Here is a 15749-nt window from a genome sequence, read left to right as displayed (position 1 = left end):
AAAATGCCTCGTAAGGGCCCCGCCCCGAAGCGCCCGGTCATCATCGACCCGGTCTACGCATCTCCTCTGGTGACGTCGCTCATCAACAAGATCCTCCTGAACGGCAAGCGCTCCACCGCCGAGCGCATCGTTTACGGCGCCATGGAAGGCCTCCGCGAGAAGACCGGCAACGACCCGGTCATCACGCTGAAGCGCGCGCTGGAGAACGTCAAGCCGTCGCTCGAGGTCAAGTCCCGCCGTGTCGGTGGCGCCACCTACCAGGTGCCGATCGAGGTCAAGCCGGGTCGTCAGTCGACCCTCGCGCTGCGCTGGCTCGTGGGTTACTCCCGCGCCCGCCGCGAGAAGACGATGACCGAGCGCCTCATGAACGAGCTGCTCGACGCCTCCAACGGTCTTGGCGCTGCTGTCAAGAAGCGCGAAGACACGCACAAGATGGCCGAGTCCAACAAGGCCTTCGCGCACTACCGCTGGTAGTCCGAACCCACATCGAGACCGAGAGAAGACTGAGCCGATATGGCTACCACTTCGCTTGACCTGGCCAAGGTGCGCAACATCGGCATCATGGCCCACATCGACGCGGGCAAGACGACCACCACCGAGCGCATCCTGTTCTACACCGGTGTGTCTTACAAGATCGGTGAGGTCCACGACGGCGCTGCCACGATGGACTGGATGGAGCAGGAGCAGGAGCGTGGTATCACCATCACGTCTGCCGCTACCACCTGCCACTGGCCGCTCGAAGATGTTGACCACACCATCAACATCATCGACACCCCGGGTCACGTCGACTTCACCGTCGAGGTGGAGCGTTCGCTCCGCGTCCTCGACGGCGCCGTCACCGTGTTCGACGGTGTGGCCGGCGTCGAGCCGCAGTCCGAGACCGTTTGGCGTCAGGCGGACCGCTACGGCGTGCCGCGCATCTGCTTCGTCAACAAGCTCGACCGCACCGGCGCCGAGTTCCACCGCTGCGTCGACATGATCAAGGACCGCCTCGGTGCGGTTCCGATCGTCATGCAGCTCCCCATCGGCGCCGAGATGGACTTCCAGGGCGTTGTCGACCTGGTCACCATGAAGGCGTTCGTCTGGTCCGCCGAGGCGACCAAGGGCGAGATGTACGACATCGTCGACATCCCGGCCACGCACACCGAAGCCGCTGAAGAGTGGCGTGCGAAGCTCGTCGAGACGGTCGCCGAGAACGACGACCAGATCATGGAGCTGTTCCTGGAGGGCGTCGAGCCCACCGTCGAGCAGCTGCACGAGGCCGTGCGTCGCATCATCATCGGCTCCAAGGGCGACAAGGGTGCCACCGTCACCGCGGTGTTCTGTGGCACGGCGTTCAAGAACAAGGGCGTTCAGCCCCTGCTCGACGCCGTCGTCCGCTACCTCCCGTCGCCCCTGGACATCGAGGCCATCGAAGGCCACGACGTCCGGGACGCCGAGGTCGTCGTGAAGCGCAAGCCCTCGGACGACGAGCCCCTCGCGGCGCTCGCGTTCAAGATCATGCGTGACCCGCACCTCGGCAAGCTCACCTTCGTCCGGGTTTACTCGGGCCGCCTGGAGGCCGGCACCTCGGTGCTGAACTCCGTCAAGGGCAAGAAGGAGCGCATCGGCAAGATCTACCGCATGCACGCGAACAAGCGTGAAGAGATCGAAGCGGTGGGCGCCGGTGACATCGTCGCCGTCATGGGCCTGAAGCAGACCACCACCGGTGAGACGCTGTGTGACGACAAGAACCCGGTCATCCTGGAGTCCATGGACTTCCCGGCCCCGGTCATTCAGGTCGCCATCGAGCCCAAGTCCAAGGGTGACCAGGAGAAGCTGGGTGTCGCCATCCAGTCTCTCGCGGAGGAGGACCCCTCCTTCCACGTTCACTCGGACGAAGAGACCGGCCAGACCATCCTCGGTGGTATGGGCGAGCTGCACCTCGAGGTGCTGGTCGACCGTATGAAGCGCGAGTTCAAGGTCGAGGCCAACGTCGGCAAGCCGCAGGTCGCTTACCGCGAGACGATCCGCCAGACGGTGGAGCGTCACGACTACACCCACAAGAAGCAGACCGGTGGTACCGGTCAGTTCGCCAAGGTGCAGATCGCGATCGAGCCGATCCTCGAGGCCGACGGTCCGGCGTACGAGTTCGTGAACAAGGTCACCGGTGGCCGCATCCCGAGGGAGTACATCCCCTCGGTCGACGCGGGTGCGCAGGAAGCCATGAAGTTCGGCATCCTCGCCGGCTACGAGATGACCGGCGTTCGCGTCATCCTTCTCGACGGTGGCTACCACGAGGTCGACTCCTCCGAGCTCGCCTTCAAGATCGCCGGTTCGCAGGCCTTCAAGGAGGCCGCGCGCAAGGCTTCTCCCGTGCTCCTCGAGCCGATGATGGCCGTCGAGGTCACCACGCCGGAGGAGTCCATGGGTGACGTCATCGGTGACATCAACTCCCGCCGTGGCCAGATCCAGGCCATGGAGGAGCGTCACGGCGCTCGCCTCGTGAAGGGCCTCGTGCCCCTCTCGGAGATGTTCGGCTACGTCGGAGACCTCCGCAGCAAGACCTCGGGTCGCGCCAGCTACTCGATGCAGTTCGACTCCTACGCCGAGGTTCCCCGGAACGTCGCTGAGGAGATCATCGCGAAGGCCAAGGGCGAGTAACTCTTCCGAGTACACGCTTTAGGCTTGTCACCGGAGCCTCTGGGGCAACAGGAGCAACCCTCCCGTTGCCCCGGGGAACCGGCTTTCCAGCAAAGATCACCTGGCGCCAATCTGTAAGGCGTACAGAACCACTCTCCAGGAGGACCCCGTGGCGAAGGCGAAGTTCGAGCGGACTAAGCCGCACGTCAACATCGGCACCATCGGTCACATTGACCACGGTAAGACGACCCTCACGGCCGCCATTACCAAGGTGCTGCACGACGCGTACCCGGACCTGAACGAGGCCTCGGCCTTCGACCAGATCGACAAGGCTCCCGAAGAGCGCCAGCGCGGTATCACCATCTCCATCGCGCACGTCGAGTACCAGACCGAGGCGCGTCACTACGCCCACGTCGACTGCCCGGGTCACGCGGACTACATCAAGAACATGATCACCGGTGCCGCGCAGATGGACGGCGCGATCCTCGTGGTCGCCGCCACCGACGGCCCGATGCCGCAGACCAAGGAGCACGTGCTCCTGGCCCGCCAGGTCGGCGTTCCGTACATCGTCGTCGCCCTGAACAAGGCCGACATGGTGGACGACGAGGAGATCCTGGAGCTCGTCGAGCTCGAGGTTCGTGAGCTCCTCTCCGACTACGAGTTCCCGGGCGACGACCTTCCGGTCGTCCGCGTCTCGGCGCTCAAGGCGCTCGAGGGCGACAAGGAGTGGGGCGAGAAGCTTCTCGGCCTCATGTCCGCCGTCGACGAGGCCATCCCGACCCCGCCGCGTGACACCGAGCTGCCGTTCCTCATGCCCGTCGAGGACGTCTTCACGATCACCGGTCGCGGTACCGTCGTCACCGGCCGTATCGAGCGTGGTGTCCTGAAGGTCAACGAGACCGTCGACATCATCGGTATCAAGGAGACCAAGACCACCACCACGGTCACCGGTATCGAGATGTTCCGCAAGCTGCTCGACGAGGGCCAGGCGGGCGAGAACGTCGGTCTGCTCCTCCGTGGCATCAAGCGCGAGGACGTCGAGCGCGGCCAGGTCATCATCAAGCCCGGTTCGGTCACCCCGCACACCGAGTTCGAGGCCCAGGCCTACATCCTGTCGAAGGACGAGGGTGGCCGTCACACCCCCTTCTTCAACAACTACCGTCCGCAGTTCTACTTCCGTACCACCGACGTCACGGGTGTTGTCACCCTGCCGGCCGGCACGGAGATGGTCATGCCGGGCGACAACACCGAGATGACGGTCGCGCTGATCCAGCCGGTCGCCATGGAGGAGGGCCTGAAGTTCGCCATCCGTGAGGGTGGTCGTACCGTGGGCGCCGGCCAGGTCACCAAGATCACGAAGTAATTCGTGTTCTGACCTGGTAGCTCGTGCGAGCGAGCACCATGTTTGACAGGAGGGCCCCTTCCCCGTCGTTCACGCGACGGGGAAGGGGCCCTTCGTCGTACGGACCTTCCGTCGTACGGACTTTCCCGGCGTACGGGCCTGCGTGCCGCGGCCGGGCATGCGAAGAGGGCCGCACCCCCGGGGGTACGGCCCTCTTCGCGTACGCAGCTCCGTGCGCGGCGGTCACTTCACCCGCAGGGACTCCGTGAACTCCATGCAGGCGGCGTAGTCCGGCAGCAGGCCGGAGGCGGTGGCGTCGGCCAGCGAGGGGGCCGCGTCGTCACGGGCGGACAGCAGCGGGACGTCGGCCGGCCAGTCGATGCCCAGGTCGGGGTCGAGCGGGTGGACCGAGTGCTCACCCGTCGGGTTGTACGTCTCCGAGCAGAGGTAGGACAGCGTGGCGTCGTCGGTGAGCGCGCAGAAGCCGTGGCCCATGCCCTCGGGGATGTAGACGGCGCGGCGGTCCACGTCGTCCAGCCGGACGCCCTCCCACCGGCCGAAGGTCGGGGAGCCGACCCGGATGTCCACGATGACGTCCAGCACGGCGCCGCGCACGCAGGTGACGTACTTGGCCTGGCCGCGCGGGACGTCGGCGAAGTGGATGCCGCGGACCACGCCGCGCTGGGAGACCGAGAGGTTGGCCTGCGCCAGGTTCAGCGGGTGCCCGACGACCTCGGCGAGGTGGTCGAAGCGGTACCACTCCATGAACATGCCGCGCGGGTCACCGTGCTGCTGGGGTGTTATCTCGAAAACGCCCTCGATGGAGAGTTCGCGGAACTTCATCGTGCGGCCTCCTCTTCCAGCAGACCGATCAGGTAGTCGCCGTAGCCGCTCTTGACCAGCGGTTCGGCCAGCGCGCGCAGCTGCGCGGAGTCGATGAGACCCGCACGCCAGGCGGCTTCCTCGATGCAGCCGATCTTGAAGCCCTGGCGCTCCTCGATCACGCGCACGAACTCCGAGGCCTGCACCATCGAGACGAAGGTGCCGGTGTCCAGCCAGGCGGTACCGCGGTCGAGGATGGTGACATTCAGCTCACCGGCCTGGAGGTACGCGTCGTTGACGGCGGTGATCTCCAGCTCGCCGCGGGCGCTGGGCTTCAGGCCGCGGGCGATCTCCACGACGCGGTTGTCGTAGAAGTACAGGCCGGGCACGGCGTAACGGGACTTGGGCTGGGCCGGCTTCTCCTCGATGGAGATGGCCTGGCCGTTCTCGTCGAACTCGACCACGCCGTACGCCGTCGGGTCCGCCACCGGGTACGCGAAGACCCGGCCGCCCTTGGAGTCGGTGTGCTCCGCCAGGCGAGTGCCGAGGCCGCTGCCGTGGAAGATGTTGTCGCCGAGGATCAGGGCGACGGAGTCGTCGCCGATGAAGTCGGCGCCGAGCACGAAGGCCTGGGCGATGCCCTCGGGGCGCTCCTGGACGGCGTACTCCAGCCGGATGCCGAACTGCGAACCGTCGCCGAGCAGACGCTCGAACTGGTCGCGGTCCTCCGGGGTGGTGATGACGAGGATCTCGCTGATCCCGGCCATGACCAGCGTCGAGAGCGGGTAGTAGATCATCGGCTTGTCGAAGACGGGCAGCAGCTGCTTCGACACTGCCCGCGTCAGCGGCCAGAGTCGGGATCCGGTGCCGCCGGCCAAGAGAATTCCACGCATAGGCACAACCCTATGCGAGACCGGCGGAGGCGCGCCGTCCGGGCCCGGGAGGGAGCGGGCGGGCGGCCGAGGCGGAGTAGGCGAGCGGCTAGACTGTTTGTATTATGCGCATCCTTGTGACCGGCGGCGCCGGCTTCATCGGTTCAGAATTCGTCCGCCAGCAGCTCGGTTCGGACCCCACGGCCCAGATCACCGTCTTCGACAAGCTGACGTATTCCGGCGTCGAAGCCAACCTCGCACCGGTCGCCGGCCACGCCGGCTACTCGTTCGTCAAGGGTGACATCTGCGACGCCGAGGCCGTCGACCAGGTGATGCCCGGCCACGACGTCGTCGTGCACTTCGCGGCCGAGTCCCACGTGGACCGCTCGATCGCCGGCGCGGGCCCCTTCGTGATGACCAACGTGGTGGGCACCCAGGTCCTCCTGGACGCCGCCCGCAAGCACGGCGTCGGCCGCTTCGTCCACATCTCCACCGACGAGGTCTACGGCTCGATCAGCGAGGGCTCCTGGACCGAGGAGTGGCCGCTGGTGCCCAACTCCCCGTACTCCGCCTCGAAGGCCTCCTCCGACCTGCTCGCGCTGGCCTACGCCCGCACGCACGGCATGGACGTCGTGGTGACGCGCTGCTCCAACAACTACGGGCACTACCAGTTCCCGGAGAAGGTCATCCCGCTGTTCGTCTCCAACCTGATGGACGGCAAGAAGGTCCCGCTGTACGGCAACGGCGGCAACGTGCGCGACTGGCTGCACGTCTCCGACCACTGCCGCGGCATCGACCTGGCCATGCGCAAGGGGCGCGGCGGCGAGGTCTACAACATCGGCGGCGGCGTCGAGCTCACCAACAAGGAGCTCACCGGCGTCCTGCTGGAGGCCGCGGGCCTGGGCTGGGAGATGGTCGAGCGCGTCGAGGACCGCAAGGGCCACGACCTGCGCTACTCCATCGACATCAGCAAGATCGGCTCGGAGCTCGGCTACGCCCCGCAGGTCACCTTCGAGGAAGGCATCGCGTCGACCATCGCCTGGTACCGCGAGAACCGCGCCTGGTGGGAGCCCCTGAAGGCCAAGGCAGCGCTGCAGAAGTGACCGCCGCGGACGTGAGCAAGAGCAACAACGGTACTGAAGGCGCCGACGGCACCGACGGCGCCGACGGCACCGCGGGCGCCCACTGGGTCGTCACCGGCGCCGCCGGCATGCTCGGCCAGGACGTCCTGGCCGTCCTCAAGGACGCCGGCATCGCAGCGACGGGCCTGCGCCGCACCGACCTCGACATCACCGACCCGGCCGCCGTCCGGGCCGCCGTCGAGGGCGCTGCCGTGGTCGTGAACTGCGCCGCCTGGACCGACGTCGACGGTGCGGAGAGCGCCGAAGAGGCCGCCACCGCCGTCAACGGCACCGGCGTACGCGTTCTGGCCGAGGCCTGCGCCGCGGCCGGAGCCCGCCTCCTGCACGTCTCCACCGACTACGTGCTGCCCGGCGACGCCGAGCAGCCGTACGCCGAGGACTCCGCGACCGGCCCGGTCAACGCGTACGGCCGCTCCAAGCTGGTCGGCGAGCAGGCCGTGGCCGAACTGCTGCCGCAGCACGGCTACGTGGTCCGCACCGCCTGGCTGTACGGCGAGCACGGCCCGAACTTCGTCGCCACCATGCTCAAGCTCGCCGCCCAGCGGGACACCCTCGACGTGGTCGACGACCAGCACGGCCAGCCCACCTGGTCCTACGCGCTGGCCGGCCGCCTCGTCGAGCTCGGTCAGGCCGCCCTGGCGGGCCGCGCCCCCGGCGGGGTCTACCACGGCACCGCGAGCGGCCGGACCACCTGGATGGGGCTGGCCCGCGAGACCTACCGGCTGAGCGGTCTGGACCCCGAGCGGATCCGGCCCACCGACTCCTCCGCGTTCGTACGCCCCGCCGTCCGGCCGGCGTTCAGCGTGCTCGCGCACGACCGCTGGGCCGAGGCAGGCCTGCCCCCGCTCGCCGACTGGCGCGAGCAGCTGGCAGCGGCCCTGGCACTGCCCGCCTTCGCAGCGCCCGAGGGCGCGGACAGGAACGGCAGCTCGGGATGAAGAGCCTGCTGAGCAAGATCAGCGCGGCCCTGCCGCCGGGCACCGTTGCGGTGGCCGGCGGCACCGTCGTGCTCGGGGCGGCCTCGTACGTCCACCTCGGCGTGGCCGGCCACAGCCTGTCCACGGAAGCCATGGCGAACGTCTCGGTGCTGTGGACGATCGTGATGGCGATCGGGCTCGGCATCTTCTTCCCCATCGAGCAGGAGCTCACCCGGATCGTCGCCGCCCGCGCGGTCGACGGGCACGGGGCGGCTCCCGTCCTGCGCCGGGCCACCCTGCTCACCGCGGCGATCCTCGGCGCGACCCTGCTCGTCCTCACCGCCGCCGCCGACCCCCTCGCGGACCTGCTCTTCCACGGGGACCGGGCCCTGGTGGCGGCCCTCGGCGGTGCCTTCACCGGCATGGCCGTCTGCTACCTCACCCGCGGGGTCCTGGCCGGCCTCGGCCGGTTCGGCGCGTACGGCACCCAGCTCGCCATCGACGGCGGGCTGCGGATCGTGCTCGCGTTCGGCTGCGCCGTGGTCGTACCGGACTCCGCGCTCGCCTTCAGCCTCGTACTGGCACTGGCTCCGGTCATCGCCGCCCTGGTCACGCTGCCCGCGCTGCTGCGCGTCGTCGAACCCGGCGAGGAGATCGCCTGGCGCGAGCTGACCTCCGGACTGGGCCTGCTGATCTGCTCGACCCTGCTGTCCCAGGTCGTGGTCAACGCCGCCGTGATGAGCACCAAGCTGCTCGCGCCCACGGACAGCGTGCTGATCGCGGCCCTGCTGAACGCCCTGGTCCTGGCCCGGGTACCGCTCTTCGTCTTCGGCTCGCTCCAGGCCTCCCTGCTCAACGGGCTCAGCGCCGCCTTCCAGGCCGGCGACCGGGCCGCCTTCTCGGCGATGCTGCGCCGGATCGGCATGGTCGTGGGCGCGCTCGGCCTGCTCGGCGGCATCCCCGCCACCGTGCTCGGCCCCTGGCTGATCGGCGTGCTCTTCGGCGCCAAGCCGGCGCTGGGCTGCTTCGACTTCTTCCTGTTGTCCGCAGGGACCGTGGCGTACATGTTCGCGATGGTGCTCGGTCAGGCGCTGATGGTATTCAAGCGACACAACCTGCAACTGCTCTGCTGGGCCATCGGTACCGCCGTGCTGGTCGGCGTCACCTTCGCCCCCGGTGACGTGGCTCTGCGGGTGATCCTGGCCTATGCTCTCGGCTCCGTCGCCACCGTCGTCGCTATGCTGACAGCGCTGAGACTGAAGTTCCCGGAAGCCGTTCCGGGAGCCGGCGACGCTCCCGGGCGGACGGACGTCGCGAGCCCGCTGGGCGCCGGCGCAGCGGGGAAGTGACCGTGCCCGCCACCGAAGTCCCACAGATCCCCGAGCACTCGTATGTGCCACATTCCGCTGGAGCTACCGTGTCCCAATACGACGATGTCTGGCTGGTCATACCGGCCTATAACGAGGGCCAGGTGATCGCCGGTGTCGTCGAGGGAGCGCGCAAGACCTTTCCGAACATAGTCGTCGTCGACGACGGCAGCTCGGACGACTCCGCGCAGCACATCGCCTCCACCGGTGCCCACCTGGTGCAGCACCCGGTCAACCTCGGCCAGGGCGCAGCCCTGCAGACCGGCCTGAAGTACGCCCTCTCCCAGCCGGGAGCCCGCTACTTCGCCACGTTCGACGCGGACGGCCAGCACCAGACCCACGACGTCGAGAAGATGGTCGCCGTCCTGCGCTCCGACGAGGCCGACGTGGTGCTCGGCTCCCGGTTCATCGAGCAGAACGGCCAGGTGCCGTGGATCAAGCGGGTCGTGCTGCGCACGGCCGCGGCCGTCAGCCCGACCGCCCGCAAGCTCAACCTCACCGACGCGCACAACGGTCTGCGCGTCCTGGGCCGCGCGGCGGCGGAGAAGCTGCAGATCACGCACAACGGCATGGCCCACGCCTCCGAGATCGTCGGCTACCTGGCCGGCTCCGGACTGCGCGTCGTCGAGGTCCCCGTGGACATCCTCTACACCGAGTACTCGCGCGCCAAGGGTCAGTCCCTGATCAACGGCGTCAACATCCTCTTCGACATCACCCTGCGGGAGCGTGGCCGCCGATGAAGTACTTCTGGATCCAGCTGGTGCTCATCGTGGGCTCCGTGTCGCTGGCCCTCATGTTCATACGCAACTGGGACCAGGCGAAGACCCGTGCCTGGAAGCGCATCGCGTTCTCGGTGTTCGTCCTCGTCAACGTGTACGCCGTCCTGCGGCCCACCGACGTGACCTGGCTGGCCCACCAGCTCGGCGTCGGCCGCGGCACCGACCTGGTGCTGTACGTGATGGTCCTGGCCATGGGCTTCCTCACGCTCAACACCTTCCTGCGCTTCCGCTCGCTCGAGAAGAAGATCACCGACCTGGCCCGGACGGTGGCCCTCAGCGAGGGCGCGCGCCACAACGACGAGCGCCTCGGCCCGGACGCCGTCCGCCAGACCGCCGCTCCCGTCGAGCCCGAGGCGCCGGCCACCGAACCCGCAGACTCCGTCAAGGCCTGAGGAATCACCGTGGTGACCTTCGACTTCATGCTCCCCTACTACGGGGACGTCCGGCTGATGCAGGACGCGGTCCGCAGCATCCTGGCGCAGACGGATCCGGACTTCCGGCTCGTCGTGATCGACGACGGCAAGGAGCCGGACGTACCCGGCTGGTTCGCGGAGCTCGGCGACGAGCGGGTCCAGTACACCCGCAACGAGCAGAACCTCGGCATCAACGAGAACTTCAAGAAGTGCGTGCGCCTCTCCGAGGCCGACTACGTCGTCATCATGGGCTGCGACGACGTGCTGCACCCGGACTACCTGAAGACCGTACGGGGCCTGGCCGAGGCCCAGCCGGGCATCGGCATGATCCAGCCCGGCGTCGAGGTCATCGACGGCGAGGGCCGGGTCACCGCCGGTCTCGCCGACAACGTCAAGCGCAAGCTCTACGCCCCGCAGGTCAAGGGCAACCGCACGATGGCGGGCGAGGAGCTCGCCGTCAGCGTGCTGCGCGGGAACTGGCTGTACTTCCCGTCCATCGCCTGGCGCGGTGACGCCCTGCGCAAGGTGAACTTCCAGTCCGAGTACTCCGTGGTCCAGGACCTCGCGCTCGTGGTCGACCTGCTCGAACTCGGCGAGGCGATGGTGATCGACGCCTCGGCCACCGTCTTCCAGTACCGCCGGCACGCCGTCAGCGAGTCCTCGGTCCAGGCCTTCACCGGCACCCGCTTCACGGAGCAGGCGCGCTACTTCGAGGCGGTCGCCGCCCGGATGGACGCCCGCGGCTGGCCCAAGGCCGCCCGCGCCGCCCGCATCCACAGTGCCTCCCGCCTCCACGCGATCACGATGCTCCCGGGCGCACTGCGCAGCGGGAACCGTGAGGGCGCCAAGAACCTGGCCCGGCACGCCTTCACCTCCGGGCAGAGCTGAGCCTGCCCGGCAGTCCAACCAGAACAGGAAGTGCCAGGGGTGCAGTCGGGAACCGAAACGATGGACGCGGCCGGAGCGAGGGACGCGTCCGCCCCTGACCGGAGCGGCAAGCCCGCCGGGACCGAGCGGCTGCTCGCCCTGCGGGACTCCGCTCTGCGCCGGCGGTGGTTCTGGCCCGCGGCCCTGGTCACCGGATACCTGACGCAGGTGCTGTTCCGGCTCTCCCTGGTGTGGGGCAACAGCTACCCCTCGGTCCACGCGGACGAGCCCTCGTACCTCGTCCTGGCCCGGGTGCTCGCCGGCAGGCCGACGACCGAGATGCCGGTCGGCTCCGTCATCCCCGGCGGCTACCCGCTGCTGCTCTCCCCGGCCCTGCGCATCGCCAACGACCCGGTCACCGCGTACCAGCTGGTCATGGGCATCAACACGGTGCTCAACGCGCTGGTCTTCCCCCTGGCCTACGTGGCCCTGCGCAGGCTCGACCTGCCCAGGGGGCTCTCGTTCCTGATCGCCACGGCGGCCGCGCTGATGCCGCCCGTGGTCTTCTACTCCGAGTTCGCGATGTCCGACACCGTGCTCCCGGTGGTCCTCCTCGGCTGGCTGATCACCCTGCACGGCTGGCTCAGCGAGGGCGACTCGCGCCGCCGCACCTGGTACGGAGCGGGGGCCGGACTGCTGGCCGGCTACTCCATGGCGGTGCACGACCGCGGCGGCGTGGTCGTGGCCATCACCGCGCTGGTGTTCCTGGGCGCACTGGTCTTCAAGTGGGCGCCGCTGCGCTCCACGCTCGCCGCCTGGGGCGGCCTCGCCGTCTCCGTCCTGGGCGCCAAGCTCCTCGCCACCTGGCTGGAGGCGCAGTTCAAGGACACCCCGCCGAGCTCGGTCGGCACGCAGGTGATGGACAACCTCGTCGAGCCCGAACTGCTGCGCCGCACGGTGACCCGTACGATCGGCCAGCTCTGGTACTTCTCGGTCTCCTCCTGGGGCTTCGGTGCGATCGCCCTCGCCCTGTGCGTGTTCGCGGTGTTCAGCTCCCGCTTCACCCGGGCCTCGCGGGTGGTCTCCTTCGCCATGGTCGCCCTGCTGTTCGGGATCGCGCTCGCGGCGGCCGCCGGACTGCCCGGGGACAAGCGGATCGACAACTGGGTCTACGCCCGGTACCTGGCCGTGCTCGTGCCGGCGTTCTTCGTGGTCGGCGTCGCCGCGCTGTGGCGCGCACGGACCGGAGCCCTGCTGCGGCTGGTGCTGAGCGCGGTGGTGTTCACCGCGGTCACCGCCGAGTTCGTGATCATGGTGGTCGGCAAGGGCCTCTACGCGCGCTGGATCATCCCGTGGGCCATGCCGGACGCGCTGTTCCTGGCCTCGGAGTGGACGAAGCTGCACATGTGGCGGACCATCGCCGGTGCCCTGCTGGTGCTCGCCGCCTGCGTGATGTTCCGGGTGGCCGGCGGACGCCGGGTGGTGTGGGCCGTCGCGGTGTCGCTGGCCCTGTTCGCCGCGTACGCGACGACCACGGTCACCTCGAACGTGGCCGAGCCGCACCGCAAGATCCGCAAGTACCTGGCCACCGGCTTCACCCAGTCCGCGGAGCTCAAGCCGGGGGAGAACCTGGTGATGGACGAGGACGTCGACTGGGGCCTGCGGATGGCCCAGGCGTACGAGGTGTACGACGGCCGGGTCTGGACGAGGAAGCTGGAGCAAGGCGACCAGCCGCCGGCCGCGGCGGACGCGGCCGTACTGCGCCTGACCTCGAAGGACGCCAAGCCGGAGGACTCCTGGCCGAACGCCCCCAAGGGCTGGTACGTGGCCAAGGTGAACACGCTGCACGAATGGGTGCTCTGGCGTCACCGCTGAGGCCCCCGCCCGCCTCGTCCCGTACTCCTGCCAGTAGCATCCGGGCGGTCGGATGGGTCATCCGAGGTGTTCGGAACAGGGGTCGGGGACAAGTTGAGACTGGGTCGTGTGCGCGGTACGGCGCTGGCCGCCGCGTTCGGTGTGGCGGCGGTGCTCGGGTTCCAGGGAGTGGCGGGCGGATCCGGACCGGCCCTCCCCGAGGGGAAGGCGCCGGGTGAGGCGGGCGGGGCGAAGGCCTACAGCGCCGCGGCCGGTCAGCCGGGCCGGGCGAAGACCGGGGTCGACCGGCTCGCCCTGAAGTCCAAGGGCTCCGGCGAGGCCGTGCTCGCCCAGCAGGACACGGACCTCTTCGGCCTCCTCGGCGTGTCCTGGACGGACCCCGAGGCCAGGGTGAACGGCGCCATCGAGGCCCGTTCCCGCAGCTCGGAGACCGGGAAGTGGTCCCGGTGGATCACCCTGGACCCGGTGCAGCCCGGCCTCGACGGCAAGCGCCCCGGCGCGCCCGGCGCCACCGAGCCGGTGTGGGTCGGCCCGTCGAACGGCGCCGAGGTGCGCGTGAAGGGCGGCGCGGCCCTTCCGGCGGGCCTGACCCTGAACCTGGTGGACCCCGCCGCAGCCGGCGCCGCCACGAAGAAGGGCGAGCTGCCCGCCGAACCGGCCGCCTTCGCCACGGAGGCGCTGCCGCCCGGACCGGCCTCCACCGCCCCGCAGCCCGCGGTGGTCACCCGGGCCGAATGGCAGGCCGACGAGAGCCTGAACGACGAAGCCCCCGGCTACCTCCCCGGAGGCAGCGTCAAGGCCGCCTTCGTCCACCACACCGCGAGCGCGCAACCGTACGACTGCTCGCAGTCCGCGGCCATCGTGCGCGGCATCCACGAGTACCACGTGAAGGTCGAGCAGTGGCGCGACCTCGGCTACAACTTCCTGATCGACAAGTGCGGCACGATCTTCGAGGGCCGCAAGGGCGGCATCGACCAGCCCGTCCAGGGTGCGCACACCCTCGGCTGGAACGCCGAGTCGATGGGCATCGCCGTCCTGGGCGACCACCAGACCGCAGGAGCCTCGGCCGCCGCACTGGATTCGATCTCCCGGATCGCGGCCTACAAGCTCGGCCAGTACGACGGCGACCTGAACGGCACGACCACGCTGGTGGCCGGCAGCAGCCAGAAGAACTACCTGGGCACCTCGTTCACCGGGGGCCAGCCGTACGCGTTCAAGACCCTCTCGGGCCACCGGGACGGCTTCAACACCATCTGCCCGGGCGGTGGGCTCTACGACCAGCTCGCCGCGATCCGCACCAGCGGTCCGGCGCAGCAGCTGAAGATCGCCAGGGTGAACGGCACGGTCCCCGGGCCGGACACGACCCTCAGGTCCACCGGCCCCCTGAAGGTCGACTGGACCACCAGCACGGCCGACGCCCTGCTGGGCTCGTTCGAGGTCCTGGTGGACGGCGCACCGGCCGCGACGGCCGCGGGCACGGCCCGTACGGCGAACGCGGTGCTGACCACCGGCACCCACACGGTCCAGGTCAAGGCCACCGCGCTGAACGGCAAGGTCTCCACGAGCCTGCCGGTCACCGTCGTCGCCGACGTCCCCGTGCCGAAGTCCGCCACGTTCGTTCCGGTCCCGCCGAAGCGGCTGATGGACACGCGCTCGGGCCTGGGCGTGCCGAAGGCGAAGGTGGGCGCGCAGGGTGTGGTGACGCTCCCGGTGGCGGGTACGGCGGGGATCCCGGCCGAGGGTGTCACCGCGGTCGTCCTGAACGTGACGGCGACGAACCCGACGGCGGCGAGCTACGTCTCGGTGTACCCGGGCGGGACGGTGCGCTCCAGCGCCTCGAACCTGAACGTGACGCCGGGGCAGACGATCCCCAACCTGGTGGTCGTCCCGGTGGTGGACGGCAAGGTCAGCTTCTACAACAACGACGGCACGGTCGATCTCATCGCGGACGTCACCGGCTACTTCGCCAAGGCGGACGGGGGATCGGCGCACGTCAGCATCGGTCCGAAGCGGCTGATGGACACGCGCGCGGGCCTGGGCGTGCCGAAGGCGAAGGTCGGCGCTCAGGGCGTGGCGACCCTGCCGGTGGCGGGCACGGCGGGGATCCCGGCGACGGGCGTCACCGCGGTCGTCCTCAACGTGACGGCCACGAACCCGACGGCCGCGAGCTACGTCTCGGTGTACCCGAGCGGCACGACCCGCTCCAGCGCCTCGAACCTGAACGTGACGCCGGGACTGACGATCCCGAACCTGGTGATCGTCCCCGTGGTCGACGGCAAGGTCAGCTTCTACAACAACGACGGCAGCGTCGACCTGATCGCGGACGTCACCGGCTACTTCACCTCGGCCGGCGGCGGATCGGCGCACGTCAACACCGGTCCGAAGCGGCTGATGGACACGCGCGCGGGGCTCGGCGTGCCGAAGGCGAAGGTCGGTGCTCAGGGCGTGGTGACGCTCCCGGTGGCGGGTACCGCGGGGATCCCCGCGACGGGTGTCACCGCGGTCGTCCTGAACGTGACGGCGACGAACCCGACGGCGGCGAGCTACGTCTCGGTGTACCCGAGCGGGACGGTGCGCTCCAGCGCTTCGAACCTGAACTTCACCCCCGGCCGGACGATCCCGAACCTGGTGGTCGTCCCCGTGGTCGACGGGAAGATCAGCTTCTACAACAACGACGGCACGGTCGATCTGATCGCGGACATCACCGGCTACTTCGCCGAGTGATACGGGG

Annotated in this window: 13 protein-coding genes; 11 read left to right on the top strand and 2 right to left on the bottom strand. The window is 69.2% G+C overall.

Annotated features, from left to right (window positions below; genetic code table 11):
- The first annotated feature begins 3 nt into the window (after positions 1–3).
- From rpsG to tuf, 3 genes are all read left to right on the top strand, one after another.
- Entirely contained in the window at positions 4–474 is a 471-nt protein-coding gene (gene rpsG / locus ACFRU2_RS15670) for a 30S ribosomal protein S7 (protein ID WP_215023410.1), read from the top strand.
- Between the two features lie 39 nt (positions 475–513).
- On the top strand, positions 514–2643 hold the full coding sequence (gene fusA, locus ACFRU2_RS15665; RefSeq protein ID WP_382972186.1) for an elongation factor G: 2130 nt from the start codon (positions 514–516) through the stop codon (positions 2641–2643).
- A gap of 148 nt (positions 2644–2791) precedes the next feature.
- Positions 2792–3985 carry an elongation factor Tu gene (gene tuf, locus ACFRU2_RS15660; RefSeq protein WP_356649529.1) on the top strand — a complete coding sequence of 398 codons (1194 nt, stop codon included), beginning with the start codon at positions 2792–2794 and terminating at the stop codon, positions 3983–3985.
- 222 nt (positions 3986–4207) lie between these two features.
- Here tuf and rfbC read toward each other — a convergent pair whose 3' ends face one another.
- Positions 4208–4807, bottom strand: a complete 600-nt coding sequence (rfbC, locus tag ACFRU2_RS15655) for a dTDP-4-dehydrorhamnose 3,5-epimerase (RefSeq protein ID WP_382972184.1) — start codon at positions 4805–4807, stop codon at positions 4208–4210.
- Positions 4804–5679: a glucose-1-phosphate thymidylyltransferase RfbA gene (rfbA, locus tag ACFRU2_RS15650; RefSeq protein WP_266955893.1), complete on the bottom strand. Its 876-nt coding sequence runs from the start codon at positions 5677–5679 to the stop codon at positions 4804–4806. Before rfbA ends, rfbC begins: the two co-directional genes overlap by 4 nt.
- 104 nt (positions 5680–5783) lie before the next feature.
- On the opposite strand from rfbA, the gene rfbB reads away from it, so the two are divergent.
- From rfbB to ACFRU2_RS15610, 8 genes are all read left to right on the top strand, one after another.
- Positions 5784–6761 carry a dTDP-glucose 4,6-dehydratase gene (gene rfbB / locus ACFRU2_RS15645; RefSeq protein ID WP_266955891.1) on the top strand — a complete coding sequence of 326 codons (978 nt, stop codon included), beginning with the start codon at positions 5784–5786 and terminating at the stop codon, positions 6759–6761.
- A gap of 107 nt (positions 6762–6868) precedes the next feature.
- Entirely contained in the window at positions 6869–7738 is an 870-nt protein-coding gene (gene rfbD, locus ACFRU2_RS15640; protein WP_382972562.1) for a dTDP-4-dehydrorhamnose reductase, read from the top strand.
- On the top strand, positions 7735–9066 hold the full coding sequence (locus ACFRU2_RS15635; RefSeq protein ID WP_382972182.1) for a lipopolysaccharide biosynthesis protein: 1332 nt from the start codon (positions 7735–7737) through the stop codon (positions 9064–9066). The genes rfbD and ACFRU2_RS15635 overlap by 4 nt, the downstream gene beginning before the upstream one ends.
- Before the next feature lie 68 nt (positions 9067–9134).
- The gene (locus ACFRU2_RS15630; protein WP_382972180.1) at positions 9135–9824 is read left to right on the top strand and encodes a glycosyltransferase family 2 protein; all 690 of its coding nucleotides are present in this window, start codon (positions 9135–9137) and stop codon (positions 9822–9824) included.
- Positions 9821–10255: a DUF2304 domain-containing protein gene (locus ACFRU2_RS15625; RefSeq protein ID WP_382972178.1), complete on the top strand. Its 435-nt coding sequence runs from the start codon at positions 9821–9823 to the stop codon at positions 10253–10255. The genes ACFRU2_RS15630 and ACFRU2_RS15625 overlap by 4 nt, the downstream gene beginning before the upstream one ends.
- A gap of 9 nt (positions 10256–10264) precedes the next feature.
- Positions 10265–11164: a glycosyltransferase family 2 protein gene (locus ACFRU2_RS15620; RefSeq protein ID WP_382972176.1), complete on the top strand. Its 900-nt coding sequence runs from the start codon at positions 10265–10267 to the stop codon at positions 11162–11164.
- Between the two features lie 39 nt (positions 11165–11203).
- Entirely contained in the window at positions 11204–13018 is a 1815-nt protein-coding gene (locus tag ACFRU2_RS15615) for a hypothetical protein (protein WP_382972174.1), read from the top strand.
- A 108-nt stretch (positions 13019–13126) separates the two neighbouring features.
- Positions 13127–15742: a peptidoglycan recognition protein gene (locus ACFRU2_RS15610; RefSeq protein WP_382972172.1), complete on the top strand. Its 2616-nt coding sequence runs from the start codon at positions 13127–13129 to the stop codon at positions 15740–15742.
- Positions 15743–15749: the final 7 nt, after the last annotated feature.

The organism is Streptomyces sp. NPDC056883, from assembly GCF_042788835.1.
Classification (GTDB): Bacteria; Actinomycetota; Actinomycetes; order Streptomycetales; family Streptomycetaceae; genus Streptomyces; species Streptomyces stoeckheimensis.
Note: the sequence above shows the minus strand (reverse complement) of the source record. Positions and strands in the feature narration are given on the sequence as shown.

What these genes read in the sequence shown, in the direction of transcription:
- rpsG (WP_215023410.1), top strand. Translation starts at nt 4, where the DNA reads ATGCCTCGTAAGGGCCCCGCCCCGAAGCGCCCGGTCATCATCGACCCG.
- ACFRU2_RS15625 (WP_382972178.1), top strand. Translation starts at nt 9,821, where the DNA reads ATGAAGTACTTCTGGATCCAGCTGGTGCTCATCGTGGGCTCCGTGTCG.
- rfbB (WP_266955891.1), top strand. Translation starts at nt 5,784, where the DNA reads ATGCGCATCCTTGTGACCGGCGGCGCCGGCTTCATCGGTTCAGAATTC.
- ACFRU2_RS15635 (WP_382972182.1), top strand. Translation starts at nt 7,735, where the DNA reads ATGAAGAGCCTGCTGAGCAAGATCAGCGCGGCCCTGCCGCCGGGCACC.
- fusA (WP_382972186.1), top strand. Translation starts at nt 514, where the DNA reads ATGGCTACCACTTCGCTTGACCTGGCCAAGGTGCGCAACATCGGCATC.
- rfbC (WP_382972184.1), bottom strand. Translation starts at nt 4,807, where the DNA reads ATGAAGTTCCGCGAACTCTCCATCGAGGGCGTTTTCGAGATAACACCC.
- rfbA (WP_266955893.1), bottom strand. Translation starts at nt 5,679, where the DNA reads ATGCGTGGAATTCTCTTGGCCGGCGGCACCGGATCCCGACTCTGGCCG.
- rfbD (WP_382972562.1), top strand. Translation starts at nt 6,869, where the DNA reads ATGCTCGGCCAGGACGTCCTGGCCGTCCTCAAGGACGCCGGCATCGCA.